Origin of the sequence: Leifsonia virtsii, from assembly GCF_030433675.1 — a bacterium.
GTDB lineage: Bacteria > Actinomycetota > Actinomycetes > Actinomycetales > Microbacteriaceae > Leifsonia > Leifsonia virtsii.
Map to the genome: position 1 here is coordinate 825539 of NZ_JAROCB010000001.1, position 25469 is coordinate 851007.

17 protein-coding genes are annotated in these 25469 nt (G+C 72.0%); 5 read left to right on the forward strand and 12 right to left on the reverse strand.

Annotation, left to right across the window (positions count from 1 at the left end; genetic code table 11):
- Nucleotide 1: 1 nt before the first annotated feature.
- From P5G59_RS04025 to P5G59_RS04070, 10 genes are all read right to left on the reverse strand, one after another.
- Nucleotides 2-610, reverse strand: a complete 609-nt coding sequence (locus P5G59_RS04025; RefSeq protein WP_301216231.1) for a zinc-ribbon domain-containing protein — start codon at nucleotides 608-610, stop codon at nucleotides 2-4.
- A complete protein-coding gene (locus P5G59_RS04030; protein ID WP_301216233.1) occupies nucleotides 607-2916 on the reverse strand; it encodes a transglutaminase TgpA family protein in 2310 nt (769 codons plus the stop codon). The genes P5G59_RS04025 and P5G59_RS04030 overlap by 4 nt, the downstream gene beginning before the upstream one ends.
- Nucleotides 2916-4256, reverse strand: coding sequence for a DUF58 domain-containing protein (locus P5G59_RS04035; RefSeq protein WP_301216235.1), 1341 nt, complete (start codon nucleotides 4254-4256; stop codon nucleotides 2916-2918). The genes P5G59_RS04030 and P5G59_RS04035 overlap by 1 nt, the downstream gene beginning before the upstream one ends.
- Nucleotides 4253-5224 (reverse strand): AAA family ATPase, encoded by a 972-nt coding sequence (locus P5G59_RS04040; protein ID WP_175337302.1) that lies wholly within the window; start codon nucleotides 5222-5224, stop codon nucleotides 4253-4255. The genes P5G59_RS04035 and P5G59_RS04040 overlap by 4 nt, the downstream gene beginning before the upstream one ends.
- A 97-nt stretch (nucleotides 5225-5321) precedes the next feature.
- On the reverse strand, nucleotides 5322-11246 hold the full coding sequence (locus P5G59_RS04045) for an Ig-like domain-containing protein (protein ID WP_301216238.1): 5925 nt from the start codon (nucleotides 11244-11246) through the stop codon (nucleotides 5322-5324).
- On the reverse strand, nucleotides 11243-12670 hold the full coding sequence (locus P5G59_RS04050; RefSeq protein ID WP_301216240.1) for a serine/threonine-protein kinase: 1428 nt from the start codon (nucleotides 12668-12670) through the stop codon (nucleotides 11243-11245). Before P5G59_RS04050 ends, P5G59_RS04045 begins: the two co-directional genes overlap by 4 nt.
- 137 nt (nucleotides 12671-12807) lie before the next feature.
- Entirely contained in the window at nucleotides 12808-13644 is an 837-nt protein-coding gene (locus P5G59_RS04055) for a PP2C family protein-serine/threonine phosphatase (RefSeq protein ID WP_301216242.1), read from the reverse strand.
- Nucleotides 13641-14897: an FHA domain-containing protein gene (locus tag P5G59_RS04060; protein ID WP_301216244.1), complete on the reverse strand. Its 1257-nt coding sequence runs from the start codon at nucleotides 14895-14897 to the stop codon at nucleotides 13641-13643. The genes P5G59_RS04055 and P5G59_RS04060 overlap by 4 nt, the downstream gene beginning before the upstream one ends.
- A 35-nt stretch (nucleotides 14898-14932) precedes the next feature.
- Complete coding sequence (locus P5G59_RS04065; RefSeq protein ID WP_301216246.1) at nucleotides 14933-15673, reverse strand: cache domain-containing protein; 741 nt, start codon at nucleotides 15671-15673, stop codon at nucleotides 14933-14935.
- A complete protein-coding gene (locus P5G59_RS04070) occupies nucleotides 15666-16451 on the reverse strand; it encodes a FadR/GntR family transcriptional regulator (RefSeq protein WP_301216248.1) in 786 nt (261 codons plus the stop codon). Before P5G59_RS04070 ends, P5G59_RS04065 begins: the two co-directional genes overlap by 8 nt.
- A gap of 63 nt (nucleotides 16452-16514) precedes the next feature.
- Here P5G59_RS04070 and P5G59_RS04075 point away from each other — a divergent pair, with 63 nt between their 5' ends.
- The 3 genes from P5G59_RS04075 to P5G59_RS04085 are packed head-to-tail and all read left to right on the forward strand — an operon-like array spanning nucleotide 16515 to nucleotide 20286.
- Entirely contained in the window at nucleotides 16515-17741 is a 1227-nt protein-coding gene (locus tag P5G59_RS04075; RefSeq protein ID WP_301216250.1) for a CaiB/BaiF CoA transferase family protein, read from the forward strand.
- Complete coding sequence (locus P5G59_RS04080) at nucleotides 17738-18901, forward strand: acyl-CoA dehydrogenase family protein (protein ID WP_301216252.1); 1164 nt, start codon at nucleotides 17738-17740, stop codon at nucleotides 18899-18901. Before P5G59_RS04075 ends, P5G59_RS04080 begins: the two co-directional genes overlap by 4 nt.
- Complete coding sequence (locus tag P5G59_RS04085; protein WP_301216254.1) at nucleotides 18898-20286, forward strand: aldehyde dehydrogenase family protein; 1389 nt, start codon at nucleotides 18898-18900, stop codon at nucleotides 20284-20286. The genes P5G59_RS04080 and P5G59_RS04085 overlap by 4 nt, the downstream gene beginning before the upstream one ends.
- A gap of 105 nt (nucleotides 20287-20391) precedes the next feature.
- Here the strand turns inward: P5G59_RS04085 and P5G59_RS04090 are convergent, their stop codons facing one another.
- Nucleotides 20392-21915 carry an APC family permease gene (locus P5G59_RS04090; RefSeq protein ID WP_301216256.1) on the reverse strand — a complete coding sequence of 508 codons (1524 nt, stop codon included), beginning with the start codon at nucleotides 21913-21915 and terminating at the stop codon, nucleotides 20392-20394.
- Between the two features lie 109 nt (nucleotides 21916-22024).
- Nucleotides 22025-23461 carry a gamma-aminobutyraldehyde dehydrogenase gene (locus P5G59_RS04095; protein WP_301216258.1) on the reverse strand — a complete coding sequence of 479 codons (1437 nt, stop codon included), beginning with the start codon at nucleotides 23459-23461 and terminating at the stop codon, nucleotides 22025-22027.
- Between the two features lie 88 nt (nucleotides 23462-23549).
- Here P5G59_RS04095 and P5G59_RS04100 point away from each other — a divergent pair, with 88 nt between their 5' ends.
- Both P5G59_RS04100 and P5G59_RS04105 read left to right on the forward strand, forming a co-directional pair.
- Nucleotides 23550-24032, forward strand: a complete 483-nt coding sequence (locus P5G59_RS04100) for an Lrp/AsnC family transcriptional regulator (RefSeq protein ID WP_301216260.1) — start codon at nucleotides 23550-23552, stop codon at nucleotides 24030-24032.
- Between the two features lie 2 nt (nucleotides 24033-24034).
- Nucleotides 24035-25450, forward strand: a complete 1416-nt coding sequence (locus P5G59_RS04105) for an aspartate aminotransferase family protein (protein WP_301216262.1) — start codon at nucleotides 24035-24037, stop codon at nucleotides 25448-25450.
- The last annotated feature ends 19 nt before the right edge of the window (nucleotides 25451-25469 follow it).

A 25469-nucleotide genomic window follows, 5' to 3' on the forward strand; every position in this document is an offset into this window, starting at 1 on the left:
GTCAGGAGACGTCGAACCACTGGTCGCCGATCTCGACGCGCGTGCCGCGGGTGACGCGGTAGCGGCGGCCGGCCTCGCACTGACGCGGGACGCCGCCGAGCGGGTGCGCGATCGTGCCGTTGCCGGAGTAGCGGTCGCAGATCCAGAGCTCGTCGCCCTCCAGGCCGAACTCGAGGTGCGTCTTGGAGACGCTGCGGGTCGGATCGGAGACGACCACGAGCTGGTCGACGTGCTCCCCCGGCTGCGTGATCGGACGCCGGCCGACCAGGCCGGAGCCGGAGACCTCAACCACGTCGCCGGTCGAGAAGCTGAGCGTGTAGCGGTGCTGCACCGGCGGATGCGCCGGCGGCGCCTGCTCCACGGGCACGATCGTCATGGCCTGCGTCGGCGGCAGGCCGTCCTCGTCGAGCAGCACCTCGTCCGGGAAGCGGCCGGCGACCGCGGGCGCGGGCGGACGCTCCGCGACCCGCTCGGAGATGATCGAGGTGTCGGACGGCCGCTGGTCCGCGACCTCCGGCGGGCGCAGGCGCGACGAGGTGACCGAGCTGCCGCACATCGGGCAGAACAGGGTGCCCTCGGCGAGTTCCGCACCGCAGACGCGACAGATCATCGATCCCTCCTGGTTCCCTTGCGTCTTCCACGGTAGCCGAGGGAGCGCAGCGAGACGGCCGCGAGCAGCCGCTTCCACCGCGTGTCGCGTTTCGCGAGCTGCGAGCGGAGGTCGTCGACCGCCTTCCAGACCGAGTCGGCCTCCGCCGGGGTCGGCGCCAGGCCGCTGAAGGTGGCACGGTCGGCGACGCTGGCGAGCGCGTGCGCCCGGGAGCCGCCGATGGTGGAGGCGAACTCGACCCGGGTCGCGGCGGGCGGCGGCTCGTAGCCGTGGTCGACGGCGGCGTCGGCGAACTCGCGCCAGCCGCCGACGATGCGCTCGCGTGCGGTGGAGGCGGAACGCCGGAGCGTGCGCCGACGCCACTTCGCGGCGAGCACCGCGAGGAACGGCGAGACGAGCAGGGCCAGGACGAGCAGCGACCACCCGACGACGACCAGGATGGCGAGCAGCGTCTCGAGCACCGGATTCGGCTGCGGCTGGTTCGACGGGTCCACCTGCGCCTGCGGGGGCTCGTCGTTGCGCTGCGGGTTGTCGTCCACCGGCGGCTGCACGTTGGTCTGCGGCCGGGAGATCTGCGTCGGCTGGTCGGGCTGCTTCGGCGGGACGGGGCGCAGCGGCGGCGTGGGGTCGACCGTCACCCAGCCGTCGGTGGTCTGCACCTCGATCCACGCCGAGATGTCGGAGCCGACGAACGTCACCGCGGAGCCTGTCACGTCCTTCGGCGCGGCGAAGCCCACGACGACGCGCGCCGGGAAGCCGAGCTGACGCGCCATGAGCGCCGCGGTGACGGCGTACTGCTCCTGGTCCCCCAGCATCGGGACGTCGGTCAGCAGCTCCGTGATCCGGTCGGCGCCGTGGCCGGAGCGGCTGGCCGGCTCGTCCGGTCCGACGCCGTGGCTGATGTAGCCGTCCTGCGCGAGCCCGCGCAGCGCCGCGGCGAGCTTGGCGCCGGCGCCGGAGACGCCCGCGGTGTACTTCTGCAGCACGGACTGCAGCTCGTCGGGGATCACCGACGGGCGCGGCACGGAGTCCGTCCCGGGCTGCACCTTCTCCAGCTGCGACGCGCTCAGCAGCGGCTTCACGACCGACTCGGCCGTGTACGTGTCCCCGCTGCGCAGCGGCGAGGTGACCGCGCCCGTGCCGGTGACGTCGTTGTAGTAGAACGAGCCGGAGAGGCTTCCGGCGTCCTTCCCCGTGAACGCCAGCTGCTCCAGCTGGCCGCTGCCCGGAAGCCACGGCCCGCGGTAGTCGCGGACGACGACGTTCATGCTGACCCTCTTGCCGTCGACGCGGCTCTGGTCGATGCGGTACGGGACGCGCGTGAACGAGCCGGAAGCGCTGGTCACGTCGCCGCTCCCGACGGCGTACGTGACTCCGTCGTAGGTGTCGAGCGTCGCGATCCGGATCCGGCGGTCGGCGGGCAGCCCGTCGACCGTGATCATCGGCTCGTCCGCCCTCGCCGGCTGCAGGTACGACCGGAAGCCGCTGAGCGGGCTCGGGTAGGCCCGCGGGTCGAAGGGCTGCTCCACCGCCGTGCGGACGACCTGGCGGTCGGTCGCGGGCGGGAGGAGCGCCGCGGCCGCGATGCCCGCAGCGGAGGCGGTGACCAGCATGACCGCGGCGCCCGCGGTGGTCAGCAGCGCGGTCGAACGCCGCTCGCTGCGGGATTCGACCAGCAGCCCGCTCTGCTCCCGCAGCGTGCGCACGGCCGCGGATCGCCGCTGCAGCCGGAACCGGATCAGCCACGCCATGAGCACGGCGAACAGGGCGAGCAGGAGGGCGAGCGGCACCGGCGCTACGGACGACCCGAGCAGGATGCCCGCCACGAGCAGCAGCACCGGCGGGATGGCCGCCAGCTCCGGCCGCGACGACCGCAGCGCGATCGTGACGGTGACCACGGTCGCCAGCAGCACCAGCAGGAACGCGGGCACCAGCAGCGCCTGGTACGAGCCGACCGGGACGCTGATCGTCACGAGCTGCTTCCAGCTGAGCCACGTGCCCTGCACCAGGTCGACGAAGCCCGTCCACGTCGGGAGGAGACCACCCGCCGCCGCTTCGGTCGGCACCGCGAGCGGGACCCCGAGGGCCAGGTAGGCGACGACGACCAGGCCGGCGACCGCGATGCTGGGCAGCCGGAACGCCCATCCCGCGCCCGCGATCGCCGTGCCGGCCAGGAGCGTGACGACCAGCATGAGCACGAACGCCGCGGACTGGTAGACCGGCCAGAACGACCACGCGCCGAGCGCGACGGCCGCGAGGGCGAAGACGACGTCGACGAGGGCGGAGGCGGAGCGGCGCGCGGGCATCAGGTGGCCAGCCGTTTCGCGAGGCTGCGCTGGAGGTCCTCCAGGTAGCCGATGGTGAGCACGCTCAGGTCGGCGACCCGGCGCAGCGACGGGACGGCGCCCTCGTCGCAGACGATGGCGACGACGTCCACGCCCAGCGGGAAGTGCGCGGCGGCCGCCCGCAGCTGCGACGCGGTCAGCGTCGACCCGCAGACCAGGAACGCGATGGAGATGCCCGCGGCGTCCTCGGAGGCGACCTGTGCGAGCTCCGGGAGCCGCAGCGCGGCGTCCGTCAGCTCGACGCCGGACAGGTCGTCGAGCAGGCGGCCACGGTTGACGGTGCTGAGCCGCCGGGCGCTGAACACCATCCGCTTGGCGAAGTCGGGGGTCTCCGCGCTCGCCACCACCGAGACGGTGCGCGAGTCGAGCATGGCACGGACGCCGAGCGAGCCGGTCACGCTCACCGCGAGCTCGAACTCCTCGTCCGTCGCGTAGTCGGCCTCCGACAGCGTGAGGGCGACGAGGAGGTGGCTGCGCCGCGTCTCCTCGAACTGCCGCACCATGTAGCTGCCGGTCTTGGCGGTCGACTTCCAGTGGATGTAGCGGCGCTCGTCCCCCGGCACGTACTCCCGCAGCGCGTGGAAGGCGATGTCGCTCGAGGTGAGGTCGCGCGTGGGCGACCCCTCCAGATCCCGCACGAAACCGGTGCTCATGCTCGGGATGGCGATGGTGCGCGGGTGCACGAACAGGTCGAGCGAGTCGGCCCAGACCATTTCGCGCCTCAGCAGCCCGATCGGGTCCGCGCGCACGGTGCGCACCGGTCCGATCGGCACGATGCCGCGACGGGTGGTGGGCACCACGAACACGTCCGAGTGCTCGTCCCCCGCGCCAAGCGACGGCGCGGCGAACTCCGCGAGCCCGGCGCCGACCGGCACCTCGACCCGCACGCCGGGCAGCCTGCGGCGCAGCGGGTTCCGGATGGCGACCTCGCCGGGAGCGCGGTCGCCGACGACCACGCGGTTGGCCGGGAGCGACAGGCCCACGTCGTACGCGGTCCGGCCGATCAGGTAACCGGAGGCCACGACGAGCAGCGCGAGCGCCGCCCAGCCGGCGACGACCGACTCCACCCAGCCCCACACGTAGCCGGCGGTGAGCGCGAGCACGGCGAGCAGCAGCACGGACCAGCCGAGCGCCGTCACCACCCCGCCCACGCGCCGGGCGACGACCGCGACCGCGCGCCCGGCGGTCGCGGAGGTGCGCACGATCCACACGATCGCGTCGGCGAGGAACCCTTCGCGCTCGCCGACGATGCGGGCGCGCGCGTTGGTGAGCTCGGTCTGCGAACGGGTGACGGTGGTCACACGGCGGCCCGATCGCTCGGCGGCGGGGTCTCGATGAGCAGCTGGCCGACGATGCTGGACGCGCTGACGCCCTCGAACTCCGCCTCGGGGTCGAGCACCAGGCGGTGCGCGAGCACCGGCTCCGCCAGAGCCTTCACGTCGTCGGGCGTGACGTAGTAGCGGCCGGAGGCGGCGGCCAGCGTCTTCGCCGCGCGCAGCAGCGCGAGGGCGCCGCGCACGCTGACGCCGAGCCGGATCTCGTCGGCCGTGCGGCTGGCCTCCACGAGACGCGAGACGTAGTCGTTGATGGTCGGGTCGACGTGGACGCCGCGGGCGATGGTCGCCATCTCGACGACCGTGGCCGCCGAGATCACCTCGGGCACGACGACCTCGTGCGCCTTCCGCTCCGAGCCCTCCAGGATGCGGAGGGTGGCCTCGTGGTCGGGGTAGCCGATGGACGCCTTCATCAGGAAGCGGTCGAGCTGCGCCTCCGGGAGCCGGTAGGTGCCGGCCTGCTCGATCGGGTTCTGCGTCGCGATCACCATGAACGGCGCGCCGACCGAGTGCCGCACGCCGTCGACGGTGACCTGCTGCTCCTCCATGACCTCCAGCAGCGCGGACTGCGTCTTCGGGCTGGCGCGGTTGATCTCGTCGGCGAGCACGATGTTGGCGAACACCGGTCCCCGGTGGAACTCGAACGCGCCGGAGCGCTGGTCGTAGATGTTGACGCCCGTGATGTCGCCCGGCAGCAGGTCGGGGGTGAACTGGACGCGGTTGGTCGTGCCGCGCACGCTCTCCGCGATCGCCCGGGCGAGCGAGGTCTTGCCGGTGCCGGGGTAGTCCTCCAGCAGCAGGTGGCCCTCGCTGAACAGCGCGGTCAGGGCGAGGCGGATCACGTGCGTCTTGCCGAGGAGCACCCGGTCGATGTTCCCGACGAGGCGCTCGAACACTCCGGAGAACCAGCCGGCCTGCTCGGGGGTCATCGTCATGCTCCGGCCTCTTTCGGTACAGGGCGCGGCCATGCCGGCCGCTCGGGAAGGGAAACCTGCCGCGGGATGCGGCACTCCTCAGTATGGCGTCCGCGGATCACTGCAGGCTCGATCCCGGATAGGGCTGTTGGTACGTGTCGCCGCCGGACACGACCCGGATCACCAGGGTCGGGTTGGGGTCGTTCGCCGGTGCGGTGCAGGAGGCGGTGCCGCCGGCCGCGGGCATGGGCAGCTGCGTCGTCCCGTCGCACGAGTAGGTGACGGCGGTGTAGTCGCCGGTCGGCCAGCTGGTCCAGGTGAAGACGTGGCTCGCCGGGTCGTAGCGGCCGCCGCCGATCGCCGTGTTCACGGCGACGCCGAGCGATGCGCTCGCCGACTGCGACGAGCACAGCCGCGAGCCGTCGGGGTAGCCCTCGCAGATGCGCGTGAACTGGACGAGCATGTCGACGCCGTAGTGGTTCGCGCCCGATCCGGTGAGGACTCCTGAGGTGCCGTTCAGCGTGCCGGAGTCGAGGATCGCGCCGCCGTTCTTGGCGACCAGCTGGTAGTCGATCTGCGGGCTCGACCCGCTGCCGGCGCGGTACGACAGCGAGACCGGGAAGTCCCAGGTGGTGCCGTCCTGCTGCAGCTTGCTGACCGAGATGCTGCTCTGGTCGATCTGCCCGGGCGACTGGCGAGGCGTCGCGCTGACCACGGCCGCCGCCGTGCAGCCCTGGCCGTTGTAGGCGTAGACGACGAAGTTGTAGCTCTGGTTGGGGTTCAGCCCGTTGAAGACCGTGCTTCCGCCCTGCACCTGGCTCAGCCGCGGGTCGACGCTCACCGACGGGTTGCCGGTCTCGACGCCCGAGACCGAGCATCCCGGCATCCCGCCGCCCTGGAAGACGCCCGCGTAGTAGGCGCTGATCGCCTTGCCATTGTCCCCGAAGACGTTCGACCAGCTGAGGGTCACGCTGGTGCCGTTGGACGTGTCCGGGTTAGCCACCGGGGCGATGCCCGTCGTCGTCGGGGCGCCGGCGGGCACGCCGCTGCCCTGGCTCTGGTTCCAGGTGGTGCGGCCCTGGTAGAACTCGTTGCGCGAGGAGACCGTGAAGCCGATGCTGGCACCGTTCGCGATCCCTGCGTCGGTGATGTTGAGCGCGTAGCCGGTGCCGACCGGGTCGGAACCCGAGACCTGGAGCGCGTTCGTCACGCCGCCCACCGACACCACGTACGAGGTGATCGGGCTCGCCCCGGGCGCGTTCGCCGGCTTGGTCCAGGAGACGCGGAGCCCGTGGTCGAGCGGGGCGGCCGACAGCCCGGCCGGGGCGTTCGGGATGACGTCGGACCACACCGGCTCCACGTACGCCGTCGGGTCGGAGAGACCGAGCGCGTTCCTGGCGCGGACGGTGAGGGTCACCGCGTTCGAGGGCCCGTTGCCGGGGGTGGCGATCGCGCAGGTCGTGGTGGCGCACTGCGTCGTGGAGAGCACCTGCCCGGTCGCCGCGCTCGCCATCGTCACCTCGAAGCCGGTGATCGGCGAGTTGTTGAACGCTCCGGGGATCCAGCTCACCGTCAGGCTGCGGTCGGCGATGGTGCCGATCTGCACGTTGGAGACGGGAGCCGGCCGGTCCTGAACCGACACCGTGACCGTGCCCCAGGTGTACCGGTCGGGGTCGCCTGTCGCATCCGCCACCTCGTACTGCAGCGTGGCGTCCGCCGCCGCCGCGGTCGAGGACACCGAGATCTGCAGCCGGGAGTTGTCGGCGCTCGGCGTGATGCTCACGCCGTCGGGCAGGCCGCTGCCCAGCCCGCGCACGGCGATCACCCGGAGCGGCTTGTCGGGGAACGGGTTCGTGGCGCCGTCGTTCGCGAGCACGTCGACGCTCGTCGTCTGTCCGCGCGGGGCGATGACGCGGTCCGGCTGCGGGCTCGCCAGCGGACGGGTCGACGGCACCACCGAGATGTCGATGCGCCCCGCCTGGCCGGCGTTGACGGCGTCCTTCACGCCGATGGACAGCGACGGTGTGGAGCCCTTCTGCGTGCCGGTCGCGACGGTCACGGTCAGCTTCTGCCCGTCGAGGGACGCGCTCACGCCGGCCGGACGCGGGTCCTGGATCGAGTACACGAGCTCGCCCTGGTCCTTCGCGTACGGGTACTTCGTCACCTTGGTCAGGTCGATGGTCTTGGTCTGCCCCGGCTCGAAGTCGATCAGCGCACCGGTGAAGACCGGCGGCTGGTTCTCGCGCGGCGTGACATCGATGGGCAGCACGATCGTGGCGACGTTGCCGTTCGGATCGGTCGCGCTGGAGCCGTCGGTCACCTGGAACGAGATCGACGCGGGGCCGAAGTACCGCGGCGACGAGGTGAACTGCAGCGTGTCGGAGCCGGCGACCAGGTCGTCCCCGTTGGCGTGCGTCGCGCGCACGGTGGCCGCGTCGGTGAGCCGCACCTTGCGGCCGCCGACGGCGACGATGTAGTCGTTCAGGTGGATGGTCAGCGTCTTCTCGCTCACCACCGTGAGCTTGGGCGCACCGCGCTTCAGCTGCGGGAGCGCGTCGTCGTAGCCGGGGACGTGCACGAACCCGTAGGCCACGACCGACTCGTCCTCCGGATTGGCGACCTTGAAGGGCACGATCTGGCTCTTCGCGCCGATCGCGATCCGCAGGCGCTTCGACGCGGTGACCTGCGCGTCGCTGCTGTAACCCGGCACGAGCGAGAGCTTCAGCGTCGAGACCGGGCCGTCGGCGAAGAAGACGTTCGCGAGCACGTTCACGTCGACGTGGTCCTTGCCGAGGATGTCGGACAGGCCGAGCGTGGTGTCGGAGACCACCGGCCGCGCCGGCGGCGCCTTGTCGTCGACGGTCAATCGCAGGAAGGCCTGGCTCGTGCCCCCGCGCTCGTTCTGGATCGTGTACAGGAAGCCGTAGGAGCCCTCGGTCTTCGGCGCGGTCACGACGACAAGCGGTCCGCTCACCTTCGCCTTCGCCTTGCCGTCGAGCGACGAGACGGCCGTCACCGACAGCGGGCTGCCGTCCGGGTCGCTGTCGTTGGCGAGCACCTGGACGCTGAGCGTGCGGCCAGGACGCGTCGTCACATCGTCCTCGACCGCCACCGGGTTGCGTGCGCCCTCGACGCGCGCCGCGATGCCGACGCGGACCGTGCCGGTCGCGCGTGCGCCGAGCGCGTCGACCACCGCGTAGGTGAAGGTGTCGGTGCCCGCCGCGTAGTCGCCGGCCTGGAAGTCCATCCAGTCGGGTCCGGAGGCGATCACCGCGCCCTTCTGCGGATTGGTCTCCTGGCCGATGAACTGCACCGAGTCGCCGTCCGGGTCGATGCCCGACAGCGGGATCGTGATGCGGACCGTGTCGCCGGCCAGCACACGCGCGGTCACCGTCTTCGGCACCGGCGGGTTGTTGGTGGCGGCGTCGCGCTCGCGCACCGCGATGGTCACCTCGGCGGTCGCCCACTGCCCGTCGGCGCCGTAGACCTTGTAGGCCGCGGTGTAGTTGCCGGGCTTGCCGGGCGCGAGGTACCGCAGGTGGTCGCCGCTCGCGAACAGCAGGCCCGCGCCGCTCGGGAGCGGGGTCGCGAGCGTCGGGTCGAGGGTCAGCTTGTCGCCGTCGGGCTGCACGTCGTTGGCGAGCACTGGGATGTCGACGACGTCGTGCACGCGCACGGAGACGGTGTCCGGAGCGGCGATCGGCGGCTGGTGGACGGTCAGCGGCGGCAGCTGCACCACCGTCACCGTGCCGACCGTGTCCGCCAGGCCGTTGCTGAGCCGGTAGTGGAAGTCGACCGGTCCGTCGAGCGGCCGGCCGAGCGTGACGCGCAGCGTGCGCTGCTGCAGCACCTGCACCCGTACGCCGGTCGCGGCGGCCGGCTCGGTCACGCCGGTGACGAGCAGCACGCCGCCCGAGGGGTCGATGTCGGTGGAGAGCACGTCCACGTCCTGCGCCGACTGCTCCCGGATGAACGCCGTGTGCGGCACGGCGATGGGCGCGGTCTTGGCCCCGGGCGGCGCCTTCACCTCGACGCGGACGACGCCGGTCGCCGTGACGACGCCGTCGGTGGCGGAGTACTCGATGTTGTGCGTCCCGGCCTGGTCGGACTCGAACCGGAACGTGCCGCCCTGGTAGTCGGGCGTGATGGTCGCGTCCGCCTTCGACGGGACGGTGCTCAGACGCACCGTGCCGTTGCCGCCGCGCACATGGTCGAGCGGCGAGACGGTCACCTCCTGGCCCTGGTACGCGACCACCGCGAACGGGTCGGCGATGATCGGCACCTGCCCGGGCGGCCGCACGGTCACCGCGAGCAGGCCCGCCGACTGGGCGCGGCCGTCGGAGAGCGTGAGCGCGACGTCCTTCACTCCGGCGCCGTCGCCGTGGTCGGAGTAGGCGACCTGGCCCTGTGGGGTGAAGGTGACGGTGTCGGGCGCGGGGACCGACGCCCCGGCCAGGTAGAAGGAGTCGCCGTCCGGGTCGTAGCAGTCGCCCAGCACCTCGGAGGAGACCCGGCCGCCGGTCTGCACGACGGCCTTGGCGCTCCGCACGCACACGGGCGGCAAGTTCTCGGAGGGCGAGCGCACGGTCACCACGACGTGCGCGGTCGCCGTGCCGCCGCGGCCGTCGGAGATGGTGTAGTCGAACGCGATCGTGCCGCTCGCGGTGTCGGGCAGCGAGATCTGCAGCTGCTGGTCGGAGTTGGTCAGCTCCAGGGTGCCCTGCGACGCCGGGATCGCCGTGAACGAGTCGATCGTGAGCACGTCGCCGTTCGGGTCGTAGTCGTTGAGCAGCACCGGCAGCGGCGTCACGCGCCCCGGCCGGGCCCCGAACGCGTCGTCGACGGCGACGGGAGGCTGCTCCTGCTTCTCGTACTGCGGCGCCGTGTCCTGCTTGGTCTGGTCGACCATCTCCTTCGTCGTCTTCTTGGAGACCAGCTCGTCCCAGTTGTCGATGCGGGCGTTGCCGCTCTGCACCGCCCAGGAGACGCCGGAGCGACCGTCGTTGAGCACGACACGGTCGCCGTTCGCGCGGAAGGCGAGCGCGGCACCGGAGGGGACGTCCTTCAGGGTCGACCGCTCCCCCGACCCGTTCGCCGCGCAGGAGCGCCAGGCGGCGCCGTCGGACCAGGCCGCGTACGTGCACCCCGCGACCGTCACCGGCGCGGCGGCCGTTCCTGCGGCCGTCACGGGCCTCGTCGCCCGGCCGCCGTCGAGCGGCACGCGCACGAGTCCGGCGTTCGAGGAGATCCACACCGCATCGCCGTGCGCCGACGGCTGCTGCAGCACGGGATCCGATCCCTCGGGCAGCAGCGCGGAGAGCGCGACCGCGCGTCCGTCGATCCAGACTGTCCGCTGGTCGGGGTCGAGCAGCGCCCAGTGACCCGCGACCGAGGTGAGGGAGACCGCGGCGCCCTCCCCGCGCGTCGCCACCTTCTGCGTCGTGGTCGACGGCTCCGCCGCATCCAGGTCGATGCGCACAACCGTGCGGGTCGCGGGCTGGTAGGCGAACAGGATGCCGGACGGGTCCATCGCCGACACCGCGCGGCCGCCGAGGTCGATCGTGGCGGCCGATCCCGAGTTGAACTGGTCCAGCTGGCCGACCGTGGTCAGCCACAGCTGGCCGGTGGTCTGCGACAGCAGGGCGACGTGGCCACCGGCCAGCGACACCTGCGGAGCGCGCGGCGGCAGGGCGACCGACTTTCCCGCCTCCGCCTTCGCCGGGTCGACGACCGCGACGGTGTTCGCCTCGCGGTCGACGAGCAGGACGTCCTCGCCGTCCTGGACGACATCCAGCGCCTCGCCGGTCCCCGCCACCACCGAGTTGAGCCGGTCGATCTCGGTGTTGGCGCGGCCGAGCGACTTCTTCGCGTCGCTCGCCACCCACACCGCGGCGTCGTTCAGCTGCAGGTGCTGCGCGCTGTATCCCCCCGACACCACCGCCAGCGTGGTCACCAGGGCGGCCACCGCCGTCCCGCTGACGGCCGTCGCCGCGACCGACTTGTGGGCCGCGAGCCAGGCGCCGAGAGTGGCCAGGCGGCTCACGTCCCGTCCGTCCTCTCGACGCACTTCTGGCCGCTCGGCGTCCCCGGCTTGCCGTCGCGGTTGACGGTGACCGTCACGCACACCGTCTGCCCCGGCTTGGCATCCACCCGGAACTCGGTCGCGTGCTGGGTGGCCGGCGGCTGCTCGTCCACGGTCACCTGGTAGGTGTCGCCGTCCTGCAGGCCGGGATCGGTCCAGCTGAATTCGATCGTGCCGCCGGTGACCCGGCCGCTCAGGTCGCGGACAGTCGGGATGTCGGAGTTCGCGCCCGCCCGTACCAGGACGATGGACGCCGTCACGGCGAGCACCACGACGAGTGCGGCGCACGCGATCAACGAGACGACGAGCGCTCGCGAGGTCTTCGCCGGCGCCGCCTGGTTCGACGGCGAGCTGCCCCCGGTCTCGCGCACGACCGTGCGGGTCGGCGCCCGGGTGACGGTCGCGGAGGCCGGGACGGCGCGGCGGCGACGGCGGCGCTCCCCCGGATCGACGGCGACGACGCCCTTCACGCGGGTGCGGTCCTCCGGGTCGCCGGCGGTCGCCAGCGCCCAGTCGTCCATCGCGACCTCTATCGGCGTCTGCGGCAGGCCGAGCTCGGCCTCCACCGCCTGCAGCTCGCGGATGAACTCCAGTGCGCTGCGCTGCCGCTGCGACGGCTTGCGCGACATCGACTTCAGCAGCACCTGCTCGAGCCGCGGCGGCACGTCGGCACGGCCGATCGGCAGCGGACGCCCCTTGGTGATGCGCTGGATCAGCTCGGCGGAGGTGTTCTCCTTGCCCGGCACCTCGAACGGCGAGCGGCCGGCCAGCAGCGAGTACATGGTCGCCCCGAGCGACCACACCTCGCTCGCGATGGTGCCGCTCGTCTCGTCGAGCAGCACCTCCGGCGCCGACCACGGGATGGAGAGGCCGATCGCCTCCGTCACATCCGCCTCGCTGAGCGTGGCGGCGATGCCGAAGTCGCTCAGCACCGGGTGGCCGTAGGCGGTGCTCAGGATGTTGGAGGGCTTGATGTCGCGGTGCAGCACGCCTGCCCGGTGCGCGGTCTCGACCGCGCTGGCGATGCGCACACCGATGCTGAGCACCTCCGGGACCGACAGCGGCTCCGCCCGGTAGCGCTGACCGATCGCGGCGGAGCACAGCTCCATCACGAGGTAGGGCCGGCCGTCCGACGAGACGCTCGCCTGGTACACGGTCAGGATCGACGGATGCGTGCTCAGCTGCGCCATCAGGTTCGCCTCGGCCTGGAACATCTGCTTCACCTGACTGGTGACGACCTCGGCCAGCATGACCTTGACAGCGACCTGGCGGCGGGGCATGTTCTGCTCGTAGAGGAACACGTCGGCGAAACCGCCCGAACCGAGCACCCGGACGTACGAGAAACCGGGGAGGTTGGGCGGCTGGGATGGCAGACGCCGGGCCATCGGCTCCCTCCCGTTCGTCGGCGAAGACGCGTTCGCGCGTGCACAGCGTCTGACAATTGTAGGCAGCGGACTCTGGAGGACAGCCGGGCCGGACCCTCTCTGGGGGCAACCCGATTACCCCCAAGTCGGGGGGCATTTCAGTGCCGGCGGGCCGCCCTGCGGGAGCCGTCGTCGCGGTGCGCACCCGACTCGGGCGTGGCCAGCACGTCGACCACCACGACCGTGACGTTGTCGCGGCCGCCGTTGCCGAGGGCCGCATCCATCAGCTGCTGCGCGGCGTCGAGCGGCGATGTGCCCTCGCCGAGGAAGTAGCGGATGCCGTGCTCGGTGAGCTCCTTCGTGAGCCCGTCGGAGCAGACCAGCAGGCGGGAGCCGGCCACGATCGGGATGAGGAAGTAGTCCGGGACCGGGTCCTCGTTGAAGCCGACGGCCCGCGTGATCACGTTGCTGTGCGGGTGAACCTCGGCCTCCGCCGGTGTGATGGCCCCGGCGTCGAGCAGCTCCTGCACGATCGAGTGGTCGACGGTCAGCTGCTCCAGCGTGCCATCGCGGTAGCTGTACACGCGCGAGTCCCCGATGTTGAACACCAGCCAGTACGGGGACCCGTCGACGAGTGTCAGTGCGATGCCGGTGACGGTGGTGCCGGTGCCGAGGTCGGTGTGGCCGACGCCGCGGCCCATGTCGTCGACCGCCGCGCGGAGCGCTTCGGTGAGCGCGAGCTCGCCGACGAAGTCGGCCTTCACCTTCTCGGCCAGCCGGGTCACCACCGCGGTGCTGGCGAAGTCTCCCGCGGTGTGGCCCCCCATCCCGTCGGCGACGGCGAAGATCGGCGAGCGGGCCAGGAGGCTGTCCTCATTCACGCTGCGCCGGTATCCGGTGTCGCTGAGTGCCGCCCAGGACAGGCTGATGCGCGCGTCGGGATCGCCTGGCACGGCCACGGTGTGGCGTCTGCTGCTGCGACCGATCTGGGTCACTCGCGTCCTTCGTCTCGGCGGGAGGTGATCTCGATGATATTACCGTCGCCGATCTCGACCCTCGCGCCCGCGAGCACCACGACCGACTCCCCCGGCCGCAGCCGGCGGGCGCCCGCCGGTCCGGTCACCAGCGTTCCGTTGGTGGAGCGGAGGTCCGTGACGACGACGGCGTCCCCCGACTGCTCGATGCGGACGTGCGTGGACGACACCTCCTGCGTGGGCGAGACGACGGTGACGAGCCGCGGCTCCACGCCGTCGGAGACGCGCTGCGGCACGGGCCTCCGGCCGACGAGCAGGGGCGTGTCGAGCAGTCGCGTGTCCCCCGACGGGAGCCGGACGGCGAAGGTGGCGGGAGCCGGCGGAAGGACGACCGGCTCGGTCGGCGGGAAGGCGTCCTGCTGACCGGTGGTGAGCGGGGCGGGGGCGGCGCTCGGCGTGTCGTGCCAGGTCGGCGGCGCGATCGGGGCCGCGGCGGGGACTGCCGGGGCCGCGGCGTTCGCCGGCGCCGGGACGGCCGGGGGCGGCGGCACGACCGTCGGCTCCTCGATGTCGACCGCGCCGGGGAGTTCGTGGGCGGCCGGACGCACCGCCGGCGGCACCTGCTCGCGGCCGTCGAACTCCGAGCCGTCGGGTTCGGAGGCTCCGCCGCCGAACAGCCGCGAGCTGGAGTTGCGCTCGCGGATGATGGTCTCCTCCGCCGCCGGTCCGGGCGCCACCGCCGGGGCCACCGCCGGCTGGGCGGAGCGCTCGGCGCGCTCGATCGGGGTCAGCGTCCAGGTGAGCAGTTCGCCGTCGGCCACGCCGATGCGCAGCGGCAGCGACCCGATCGCGAGGCGGGCGACCGGGCCGGTCGGCGCGTCGTCGCCCTGCAGGACGAGACCGGTGACGTTCCGGAACTCGGCGAGCACCCACGGCTGCACGCCCTGAGCCGAGAAGCGGCGGGCGCCGCCGACGGAGAAGACGTCGATCGCGGCCGACCCGCGCACCACTGCGGTGACCGTGACCTCGCCGGCCGCGTTGGGGTCCGCGATCTCCGCGACCGCGAACGACCGGACGCTGTCGGGGCCGGCCAGCGGGAACGCGCCGACCACGGACTCGATGGTCGCGAGATCGGAGTCGGCCAGCCAGTACACCGCGTCGACGATCTCGTCGGCCACCGTGCTCTCGACCGCGGCGACGAAACGTCGTCCGGCGATCAGCAGCCAGCGCGAGGGCCCTGCCGTCGGCGCATACCGGACGAAGCCGCCAGCCATCGTCGGCTCCTCCCGTCGTTCCGCCTCCCGCGATCCTATCCCGCTCTCCCCCTCCCGACTGCCGCTGAGGTGGGGACGAGGTGGAAGGGGGTGCCGGGGCATGGGATGGACGCGGCGGGGATCGCCACGACGGTCCCGACGCGGACGGCGGGGTCGGTCGAGACCATGACACGGCCCGCCTCGTTGACCAGGGCGAGGCGACGTCCGGTCGAGAGGAGCGACGGCAGCAGCTCGCGCTCCAGCCGCTTCACGTAGACATCGACGCCGACGACCCCGAGCATCCTCCCGTCGCTCTCGACCGGCGAGGTCACGGTGACGATGTAGTCGCAGGCGCAGAGGTGGTCGATGTACGGCCCGGTGATGTGCGTGCGGTGGGTGCTGCGCGGGATGCTGTACCACTCCAGCGACCCGAGGTCGCGCAGATAACCGGAGTACGACCGGGAGGCCAGGTCGAGCCGGGACGGGGCCGCAGTCGCCCCGAACACCGGGTTGTCCTCCAGCGGGCCGAGCCACCAGGAGAAGTGGAGGTCGTCGCCACCGGTGAACTCCGGCGCGGCGATGAACCCCGCGCCGATGAGCAGCGGGTCGGTCTCGCGCAGCGGCGGGAGTACCAGGCTCGCCACGCGCTCGTCGAGCACCGCGGGCGAGGAGACGGCGTCGAGGTCGTCGAGGATGGCGTCGCGCCAGGCGCCGAGTGTCCCGTGCAGCAGCGAGAACAGCTCGGACACGCGCCCGGCCGCCTCCGCGACGCCCGCCTCCAGCACCGTGCTAGCCATCGATCGTCCCTCCGGTCTCGATCCGGGCCTTCGCCGCGAGCAGCCACTCGGCGACGTCGGAGAGCAGGGCGGAGACGCCCGCACGCGCCGCGGCGCCGTCCCGGGCGGCCACCGCGGCCGCGATCGCGTCCGCGGCCTCCGCGGCCCGTCGCCGCAGCGCCGCGTCGCGCATCCCGAGCCACAGCAGCGGACCGGATTCGGCCTGCAGCCGCAGCTGCTCGCGCACGAGCCGGGTGGACTGGCTGAGCACGGCCAGCTCGAGCAGGAAGCCTCCGGCGTTGCGCCGTGCCGCGGCGGCGTCCGAGAAGTCGGCGGCGGCGACCCAGACGCGCAGCCGGTCGTCGTCGGCCGGGGTGGAGCGCTCGGCCGCGCGGTCGGCGCAGCCCGCGGCGATCGCGGTCACGTAGACGGCCAGGTCGCCGAGCTCGACCTGCGACAGCCCGCGCAGCCGCGCGGTCAGCAGCGCGTCGTCGGCGTCTCCGGGATGCACCACGAAGCTGCCGCCCTCGCGGCCGCGGCGGGTCTCGACGAGTCCCGCCTCGCGCAGCATCCCGAGGCCCTCGCGCGCGGTCACCAGCGCGACGCCGAAGCGGCGCGCCAGCTCCGCCTCGCTCGGCAGGCGCTCCCCCGCCGCGAGCACTCCGAGCACGATCGCGTCGGCGAGGCGGCGGGCCACCTGCTCGGCGCGGCCGGCGTCGGCCAGCTGCGCGAAGACGGCGTCGCGCGCGCCCGGCGCCGCACGGGCCGGCCGGGCGTCGGGGCGAAGCGGGATGGTCACCGGTCCACGATATCCCGATCGAATCATCCGGTATAGGATGAATTGTCGAGCGAAGGAGCGAGCATGGCCGAAGGCGTCCCCGACCCGCGCGGGAGCGGCATCCTGAGCGGCCTCCGCGTCGCCGACTTCTCCCGCGTGCTCGCCGGCCCCTACGCCACGATGATGCTCGCCGACTTCGGCGCCGACGTGGTCAAGATCGAGAGCCCGACCGGCGACGACACGCGCGCCTGGCGGCCGCCGGTGGACGACGCGGGTGAGTCCACCTATTTCGCGGCGGTCAACCGCAACAAGCGCTCGGTGGCCTGCGACCTGACCACGCCGGAAGGTCTCACGGCCGCGCGGCGCCTGGCAGCGACGGCCGACGTGGTGGTGGAGAACTTCCGCCCAGGGGTCATGGAGCGCTTCGGCCTGGACGAGGCCACGCTGCGCGCCGGCAACCCGGGACTGGTCTACTGCTCGATCACCGGCTTCGGCCGCGATGCGGGCGCGGCCCTGCCCGGCTACGACCTGCTGGTGCAGGCGGTCGGCGGCCTGATGAGCATCACCGGCACGCCTGGGGGCGAGCCGAGCAAGGTCGGCGTCGCCCTGGTCGACGTGCTCACCGGGCTCAACGCATTCTCCGGCATCCTGCTCGCCCTGCGGCGCCGGGATGAGACCGGCGAGGGCTCCCGTGTGGATGTCGACCTCCTCGGCTCGCTCCTCGCCGCCCTCACCAACCAGGCGTCCAGCACACTCGCGACCGGCCGAGCCCCGGGCAGGCTGGGCAACGCCCACCCGAGCATCGCGCCCTACGAGCTGTTCGCCGCGGCCGACCGCGAGCTCGTCGTCGCCGTCGGCACCGACCGGCAGTTCTCCGCGTTCGCCGCCGCCCTCGGGCGGCCGGAACTGGCGGCCGACCCGCGGTTCGCCACGAACGAGGCGCGCGTCGGCGATCGCGCGGCCCTGCGCTCGGTGCTCGAACCGCTGCTCGCCGCCCGGCCCGCGTCCGAGTGGGTGGAGGCGTTCACGGCCGCGCGCGTGCCGGCCGGGCTCGTCAACGACGTCGCGGAGGCCTTCGCCTTCGCCGAGTCGCTCGGCCTCTCCCCCGCCGTCGAGACCGTCGACGTGGCGACAGGACGACGCTCCCGGCAGCCGGCGACCCCCATCCGGATCGACGCCGCCCCCGCTGCGCACCGCACGCCCCCGCCGCTCCTGGGCGCGGACAAGGCGCGCTGGGCCGACGAGGGCGCCCGGCCGACCGACACCGACCACGACCATCCCGTTATCCCGCACGAAAGGACCCGACCGTGACGACGACGCTCGACGAGGCGTTCAGCATCGACCACCTGCTCACCGACGAGGAGCGCGGCTGGCGCGACCGGGCCCGCGCGTTCGCGGCAGAGCGCATCCGGCCGGTGATCGAGCAGGACTTCGAGGACAAGCACTTCCGCCGGGAACTGGTCGCGGAGCTCGGCGCGCTCGGCGTGCTGGGCATGCACCTGAAGGACGAGGGCTGCGCCGGGGCGGGAGCCGTCAGCTACGGCCTGGTCTGCCACGAGCTGGAGGCGGCCGACAGCGGCTGGCGCACCTTCGTCTCGGTGCAGGGCTCGCTGGCGATGAGCGCGATCTCGACGTTCGGCTCCGACGAGCAGAAGGCCGAGTGGCTGCCTCCCATGGCCCGCGGCGAGCGCATCGGCTGTTTCGCGCTCACCGAGCCGGACGGCGGGAGCGATCCCGCCGCCATGCGCACGCGGGCCCGGCGTGACGGCGACGACTGGGTGATCACCGGGACCAAGCGCTGGATCGGGCTCGCGGCTCTCGCGGACGTCGCCGTGGTGTGGGCGGCGACCGACGACGGTGTGCGGGGTTTCGTGGTCCCGACGGCGACGCCCGGCTTCGCCGCGACGGCGATCGACGGGAAGCTGTCGATGCGCGCTTCGGTGCAGTGCGATGTGGTGCTGGAGGAGGTGCGCGTCCCGGGCTCTGCGATGCTGCCGGGCGCTCGCGGCCTGTCCGGTCCGTTCTCGTGCCTGAACGAGGCCCGGTACGGGATCGTGTGGGGGGCGATGGGTGCGGCCCGTGACTGCCTGGAGGTGTCGATCGCCCGGGCGACGACGCGGGAGGTGTTCGGCCGCCCGATCGGGGCGACGCAGCTGATCCAGGAGAAGCTGGCGAACATGCTCGTCGAGTACGAGAAGGGGATGCTGCTTGCGCTGCACCTGGGCCGGCTGAAGGAGGCCGGCCGGCTGACTCCGACCCAGATCAGCGTCGGCAAGCTGAACAGCGTGCGGGAGGCGCTGGCGATCGCGCGGGAGGCGCGCACCATCCTGGGCGGCGACGGCATCACGAGCGCGTTCCCGGTGATGCGGCACATGGCCAACCTGGAGTCGGTGCGCACCTACGAGGGGACGGACGAGATCCACACCCTCGTGCTCGGCCGCGCGCTCACCGGTCTGGCGGCGTTCGCGTGACCGGGGTCGAGGAGGCCGTCGGCGCCGCAGCCGCGGCGGCGCTGTCCCCTTCGACGCGGGAGGAGCGCGCGGGGTGGCTGGAGCGGCTGGCCGCAGCCCTCGAGGCCGACCGCGCCGAGCTGGTCGCGCTCGCGCACGAGGAGACCCACCTGTCGGAGGCGCGGCTCGACGGCGAGGTGACGCGCACGGCCGCACAGCTGCGCTTCTTCGCCGGTGTCGTCCGGGAGGGCTCGTATCTGGAGGCGGTGGTCGAATCCCCCGACCCGTCGCTCGTGCCGCCGCGGCCCGACCTGCGGCGCATCCTCCGGCCCCTCGGGCCGGTCGCGGTGTACACGGCGTCGAACTTCCCGTTCGCGTTCTCTGTGCTCGGCAACGACACCGCCTCCGCGCTCGCCGCCGGCTGTCCCGTCATCGTCAAGGCGCATCCCGGGCATCCGGAGCTGTCGCGCCGCACCGCCGCGCTCGCGGCCGGGGTGCTGCCCGCCGGCTGGCTGACCCTGGTCGAGGGGATGGAGGCCGGCGTCGAACTGGTGCGCCACCCGCTGGTGCGGGCGGCCGGGTTCACCGGCTCCGTGCGCGGCGGTCGTGCGCTGTTCGACATCGCGGTGTCGCGTCCCGACCCGATCCCGTTCTACGGGGAGCTCGGCAGCATCAACCCGGTCGTGGTGACGCGCGCCGCGGCGGCCGACCGCGCCGCGGCCATCGGTGCCGGCCTCGTCGGGTCGTTCACGCGCGACGCCGGTCAGTACTGCACGAAGCCCGGGCTGGTGTTCGTGCCGGAGGGCGGCGGTGTGGAGGCGGCGGTCCGCGACGCCCTCGGCTCGGCTCCGGCGGCCCGGCAGCTGACCGACGGCATGGCCGGGGCGTTCGCGTCGGGGGTGGAGGCGTTCGCCGCTCACGCCGGGGTCGACGTCGTCCGTGCGGAGGCCGCCTCGGGCGAATCCGCCCCGACGGTGGTGTTCGTGCCGGCGGCGGTGTTCCTCTCCGACCCGTCGGCGTTCCGGGAGGAGTGCTTCGGCCCGGTGACGGTCGTGGTGACGTACGCCGACGACGAGCTCGGCCGCCTCCTGGACGCGCTGGAGCCGTCGCTCACCGCCACCGTCCACCGCGGCCCGGGCGAGGACGTGACCGCCCTCGCCGCCGCGCTGGCCCCGCTCGCCGGGCGGCTGCTCTTCGACGGCTGGCCGACCGGGGTCGCCATCGGCTGGGCGCAGCATCACGGCGGCGGCTGGCCGTCGACGACCGCGAGCATCCACACCTCCGTCGGTGCGACCGCGATCCGCCGCTGGCTCACCCCCATCGCCTACCAGGACGCCCCGCAGGAGGTCCTTCCGCCCGAGCTGCGCGACGGCAACCCGCTGCGGATCCCGCGCCGCGAGTCGTGAGTCATACCGCGCACCATCGAGTCCGCAGAAAGTGCACGATTCTGGGCCGAAAGTGTGCAGTATTCGCGGACTCGATGGTGGGCGGAGGGGCGGAGGCGGTGGGGGTCAGACGGGGGTGGTGTCGGCGGCGGGGGCGGCCCGGCGGGCACGGAGGAGCTCCGCGACGCGGATCGCGTCGCCCTCGGGCGCGTCGGAATGCCGGTCGGGGCGTGCCAGGACGAGGTACAGCAGCCCGGCGCCCGCGACGATGCCGAGACCGATCAGCACGATCCAGTCGTTGAACCAGCTTCCGGTGTTCGTCGGCCAGGCGAGCAGGATCATCGCGAAGACCCCGTACGCCAGCGCCACGATGTTGACGACGAGTCCGGCCCGCCCCAGGCTGAACGGTCCGGCCGGACGCCAGCCCTTCAGCCGCTGCCGCAGCGACGCGAGCACGACCGACTGGAACGCGACGTAGATCCCGAGCACCGCGAACGCGGTCACCTGCGTGATCAGCCCGTCCGGTCCGACATAGACGATGAGCGTGATGATGACGGGGATGCTGCACGCCACGATCAGCGCGTTGACCGGCACCTTCGTGCGCGGCGACACCTTCGCCAGCCAGCGGTGCGCGGGGATCATCCCGTCGCGGGCGAAGGAGAACAGCAGCCGGCTGGCCGCCGCCTGCAGGCTGAGCACGCACGACAGGAACGCCGTGACGGCGACGACGAGGAAGATCTTCGCGCCGACCGTGCCGAGCGACGACTGCAGGATCTCCGGGATCGGGTCCACATCCTTGCCCGAGACGATCTTCTCCAGGTCGGGCGCCGCGAGCACGTAGCCCCCGAAGGCGAACAGCGCCGACACCCCGCCGACGAGGATCGTCATCATCATGGCCTTCGGGATGCGCCGGGCCGGGTTCGCGACCTCCTCGGCCACATCCCCGCACGCCTCGAACCCGTAGAAAAGGAACAGGCCCGCCAGCGCCGCGCCGAGGAACGCCGCCACGTACGACCCGTCCCCCTGCACTCCCATGGTGTCGAAGAACACCGAGAACGGGTGCTTGCGCTGGAAGAACAGCAGGTACAGCCCCACGGCGATGACGCCGATCAGCTCGGCCGCGAGGCCGATGCGGGCGACGGTCGCGAGGGTCTTGGTCCCGGTGAAGTTGAGCGCGAGGGCGACGACGAGCAGCACGACGGTGAGCAGCAGCGTCACCTCCTTGGTCGCCTCCAGCCCGAACAGGCTCGCCAGGAAGCCGCTGCCGTAGGAGGCGACGGCGGTGATGGTGACGATCATGGCCCAGATGTAGATCCACGCCGCCATCCACGCGTACCGCCTGCCCCACAGCCGCCGAGCCCACGGGTAGATGCCGCCGTGGATGGGGTACTGCGACACCACCTCGCCGAACACCAGCGAGACCAGCAGCTGCCCGGCGCCGACGATGACGATCCACCAGATCGACGGCGGTCCGCCGGTCGCCATGGCGACGGCGAACAGCGAGTACACGCCGACCAGCGGCGACAGGTAGGTGAACCCGAGGGCGAAGTTCGCCCACAGGGACATGGACCGGTTGAAGGAGTCCTCGTACCCCAGGACGGCGAGGTGCTCGCCGTCCTCGAGGTGCGCGGACGAGGGTTCTGCAGACATCGACTGCCTTCCGCTCGGACTGCACACCACGGTGTGTGTGCAGGCAGCGTAGCGGAGACCCGGGCCGGATACCTATAGGACAGGATGATTGATTCGGCCCGGCGTGTCGTCACTCCCCGATGTACGACATGACGTGCTTGATCCGGGTGTAGTCATCGAACCCGTACTGCGACAGATCCTTGCCGTAGCCGGAGTGCTTGAAGCCGCCGTGCGGCATCTCGGCGACGATCGGGATGTGCGTGTTGATCCACACGCAGCCGAAGTCGAGCCCCTTGGCGAAGCGCATGGCCCGGCCGTGGTCTCGCGTCCAGACGGACGACGCCAGGCCGTACTTCACGCCGTTCGCATTGGCGAGCGCCTCCGCCTCGGTGGAGAACCGCTGCACGGTCTGCACCGGGCCGAAGATCTCGTTCTGCACCGCCTCGTCGTCCTGCCGGAGGCCCGCGACGATGGTCGCCTCCCAGAAGTAGCCGCGGTCGCCCTGCCTGCGGCCACCCGTCTCCACCGTCGCGTGGTCGGGCAGCCGGTCGACGAACCCGGCGACCTGCGCCAGCTGGTTCGCGTTGTTGAGCGGCCCATACAGGATGCCGTCCTCGCGCGGCCCGCCGGTGCGTGCGTTCTCGCGCGCGTACTGCGCGAGCGCGGCGACGAACTCGTCGTGGATGCCGTCCTGCACGAGCAGGCGGGTGGCTGCCGTGCAGTCCTGACCGGCGTTGAAGTACCCGGCCGCGACGATGCCGGCTACGGCCTTCTCGATGTCGGCGTCGTCGAACACGATGACCGGCGCCTTGCCGCCGAGCTCCAGGTGCACGCGCTTGAGGTCGAACGAGGCGGCGCGCGCCACCTCCATGCCGGCCCGCACCGATCCCGTGATCGAGATGAGCTGCGGGATGGGGTCGGCGGTCATCGCGGCGCCCGTCGTCCGGTCGCCCAGCACGACGTTGAGCACCCCGGCGGGCAGGAACTCGGCCGCCACCTCGGCCAGCAGCAGGGTGGAGAGCGGGGTGGTGTCCGACGGCTTGAGCACCGTCGTGTTGCCGGCCGCGATCGCCGGAGCGAACTTCCACACCGCCATGTTCAGCGGGTAGTTCCACGGCGTCACCTGTCCGACGACGCCGATCGGCTCGCGCCGGATGAACGAGGTGTGGTCGGGCATGTACTCGCCCGCCGAGCGGCCCTCGAGGTTGCGGGCGGCGCCGGCGAAGAAGCGGATCTGGTCCACCGACAGCAGGATCTCGTCCTCCACGAGGGTCGCCCGCGGCTTCCCGGTGTCCTGCGACTCCAGGTCGGCGAACTCGTCGGCGCGCGCCTCCATCGCGTCGGCGATCCGGAACAGGGCGAGCTGTCGCTCGGCCGGGGTCGTCTGCCCCCAGGTCTCGAAGGCGCGCTCGGCGGCGCGGTAGGCGTCGGCCACGTCCTCCGCGGTCGAGACGGGCGCCGTCGCGTACACGTCCTCGGTGGCCGGATCCACGAGCGGGATGCCGCCCTCGCCGCGCGGGGCGACGTGCTCACCATCGACGAAGTTCTGAAGTTCCGCTGAGTTCATGGCGGCAGCCTACTGATTTCGTCATCGAAATGGGCAAAATCGTGCGGAATCGCTTGCGGGGTGCCTCATCCACTGACAGAATCGCTCCATGAGTACCCCTCGGGCGACGAACGGCCAGAAGGCTGCGGCGATCGATGACGTCTCCAAGGCGATCATCGAGCAACTGCAGGTGGACGGGCGCAAGTCCTATGCGGAGATCGGCAAGGCCGTCGGTCTCAGCGAGGCCGCTGTGCGCCAGCGCGTGCAGAAGCTGACCGAGTCGGGTGTGATGCAGATCGTGGCCGTGACCGACCCCATGCAGCTCGGCTTCTACCGGCAGGCGATGATCGGCGTGCGCTGCACGGGCGATACGCGTGCGGTGGCGGACAAGCTGGCGGCGATGCCCGCGGTGGACTACGTGGTGCTGACCGCGGGCACCTTCGACATCCTCGCCGAGGTGGTGTGCGAGAACGACCTCGACCTCATCACGATGCTCAACTCCGAGATCCGGACGCTGGAGGGCGTGCTCTCCACCGAGACGTTCGTGTATCTGAAACTCCACAAACAGTTCTACAACTGGGGAACGCGATAACCATGACGACAACCGTTGAAACGTTCGGCGAGCCCATCACGCCCGATGAGGCCGGCTTGCAGGCCAAGGCGCGCGACCACCTCTGGATGCACTTCGCACGCCAGTCGGTGATGGAGGACGGCCACGGCGTCCCCATCATCACGCGGGGCCAGGGCCACCACATCTGGGACGACCACGGCAAGCAGTACATCGACGGCCTCTCCGGGCTGTTCGTCGTGAACGCCGGCCACGGCCGCAAGCGTCTCGCCGAGACCGCCGCGAAGCAGGCCGAGCAGCTCGCCTTCTTCCCGATCTGGTCCTACGCGCACCCGAACGCGATCGAGCTCGCCGACCGGCTGGCGTCCTACGCGCCGGGCGACCTCAACCGCGTCTTCTTCTCCACCGGCGGCGGCGAGGCGGTCGAGACCGCCTTCAAGCTGGCCAAGTACTACTGGAAGCTGCAGGGCAAGCCGACCAAGCACAAGGTGCTCTCCCGGGCCGTCGCCTACCACGGCACCCCGCAGGGCGCGCTGGCGATCACCGGCATCCCGGCCATGAAGGAGATGTTCGAGCCGCTGACCCCCGGCGGGTTCCGCGTCCCGAACACCAACTTCTACCGCGCGGGCGAGATGGGCGCCCCGACCGACGACGTCGAGGCCTTCGGCGTCTGGGCGGCGAACCGCATCGAGGAGATGATCCAGTTCGAGGGTCCGGACACCGTCGCGGCGATCTTCCTCGAGCCGGTGCAGAACTCGGGCGGCTGCTTCCCGCCGCCTCCCGGCTACTTCCAGCGCGTGCGCGAGATCTGCGACAAGTACGACGTGCTCATGGTCAGCGACGAGGTCATCTGCGCCTTCGGCCGCATCGGCCACATGTTCGCCTGCGACGAGTACGGCTACGTGCCCGACATGATCACCTGCGCGAAGGGCATGACGAGCGGCTACTCCCCCATCGGCGCGACGATCATCAGCGACCGGATCTACGAGCCGTTCAAGCACGGCAACACGTCGTTCTACCACGGCTACACCTTCGGAGGTCACCCGGTCTCGGCCGCCGTGGCGCTGGAGAACCTCGACATCTTCGAGGAGGAGAAGCTCAACGAGCGCGTCCGCGAGAACTCGCCGCTGTTCCGCGCGGAGCTCGAGAAGCTGCTCGACCTGCCGATCGTCGGCGACGTCCGCGGCGCCGGCTACTTCTTCGGCATCGAGCTGGTGAAGGACAAGAACACCAAGGAGACCTTCGACGACGACGAGGCCGAGCGCCTGCTGCGCGGCTTCCTGTCGAAGGCCCTCTTCGACGCGGGCCTCTACTGCCGCGCCGACGACCGTGGCGACCCCGTCGTCCAGCTCGCGCCGCCGCTCACGATCGGCCCCGACGAGTTCGTCGAGATCCGGCAGATCCTGGAGTCGGTGCTGACCGAGGCCTCCAACCACCTGTAGGCCCCCGATCCATGGGACG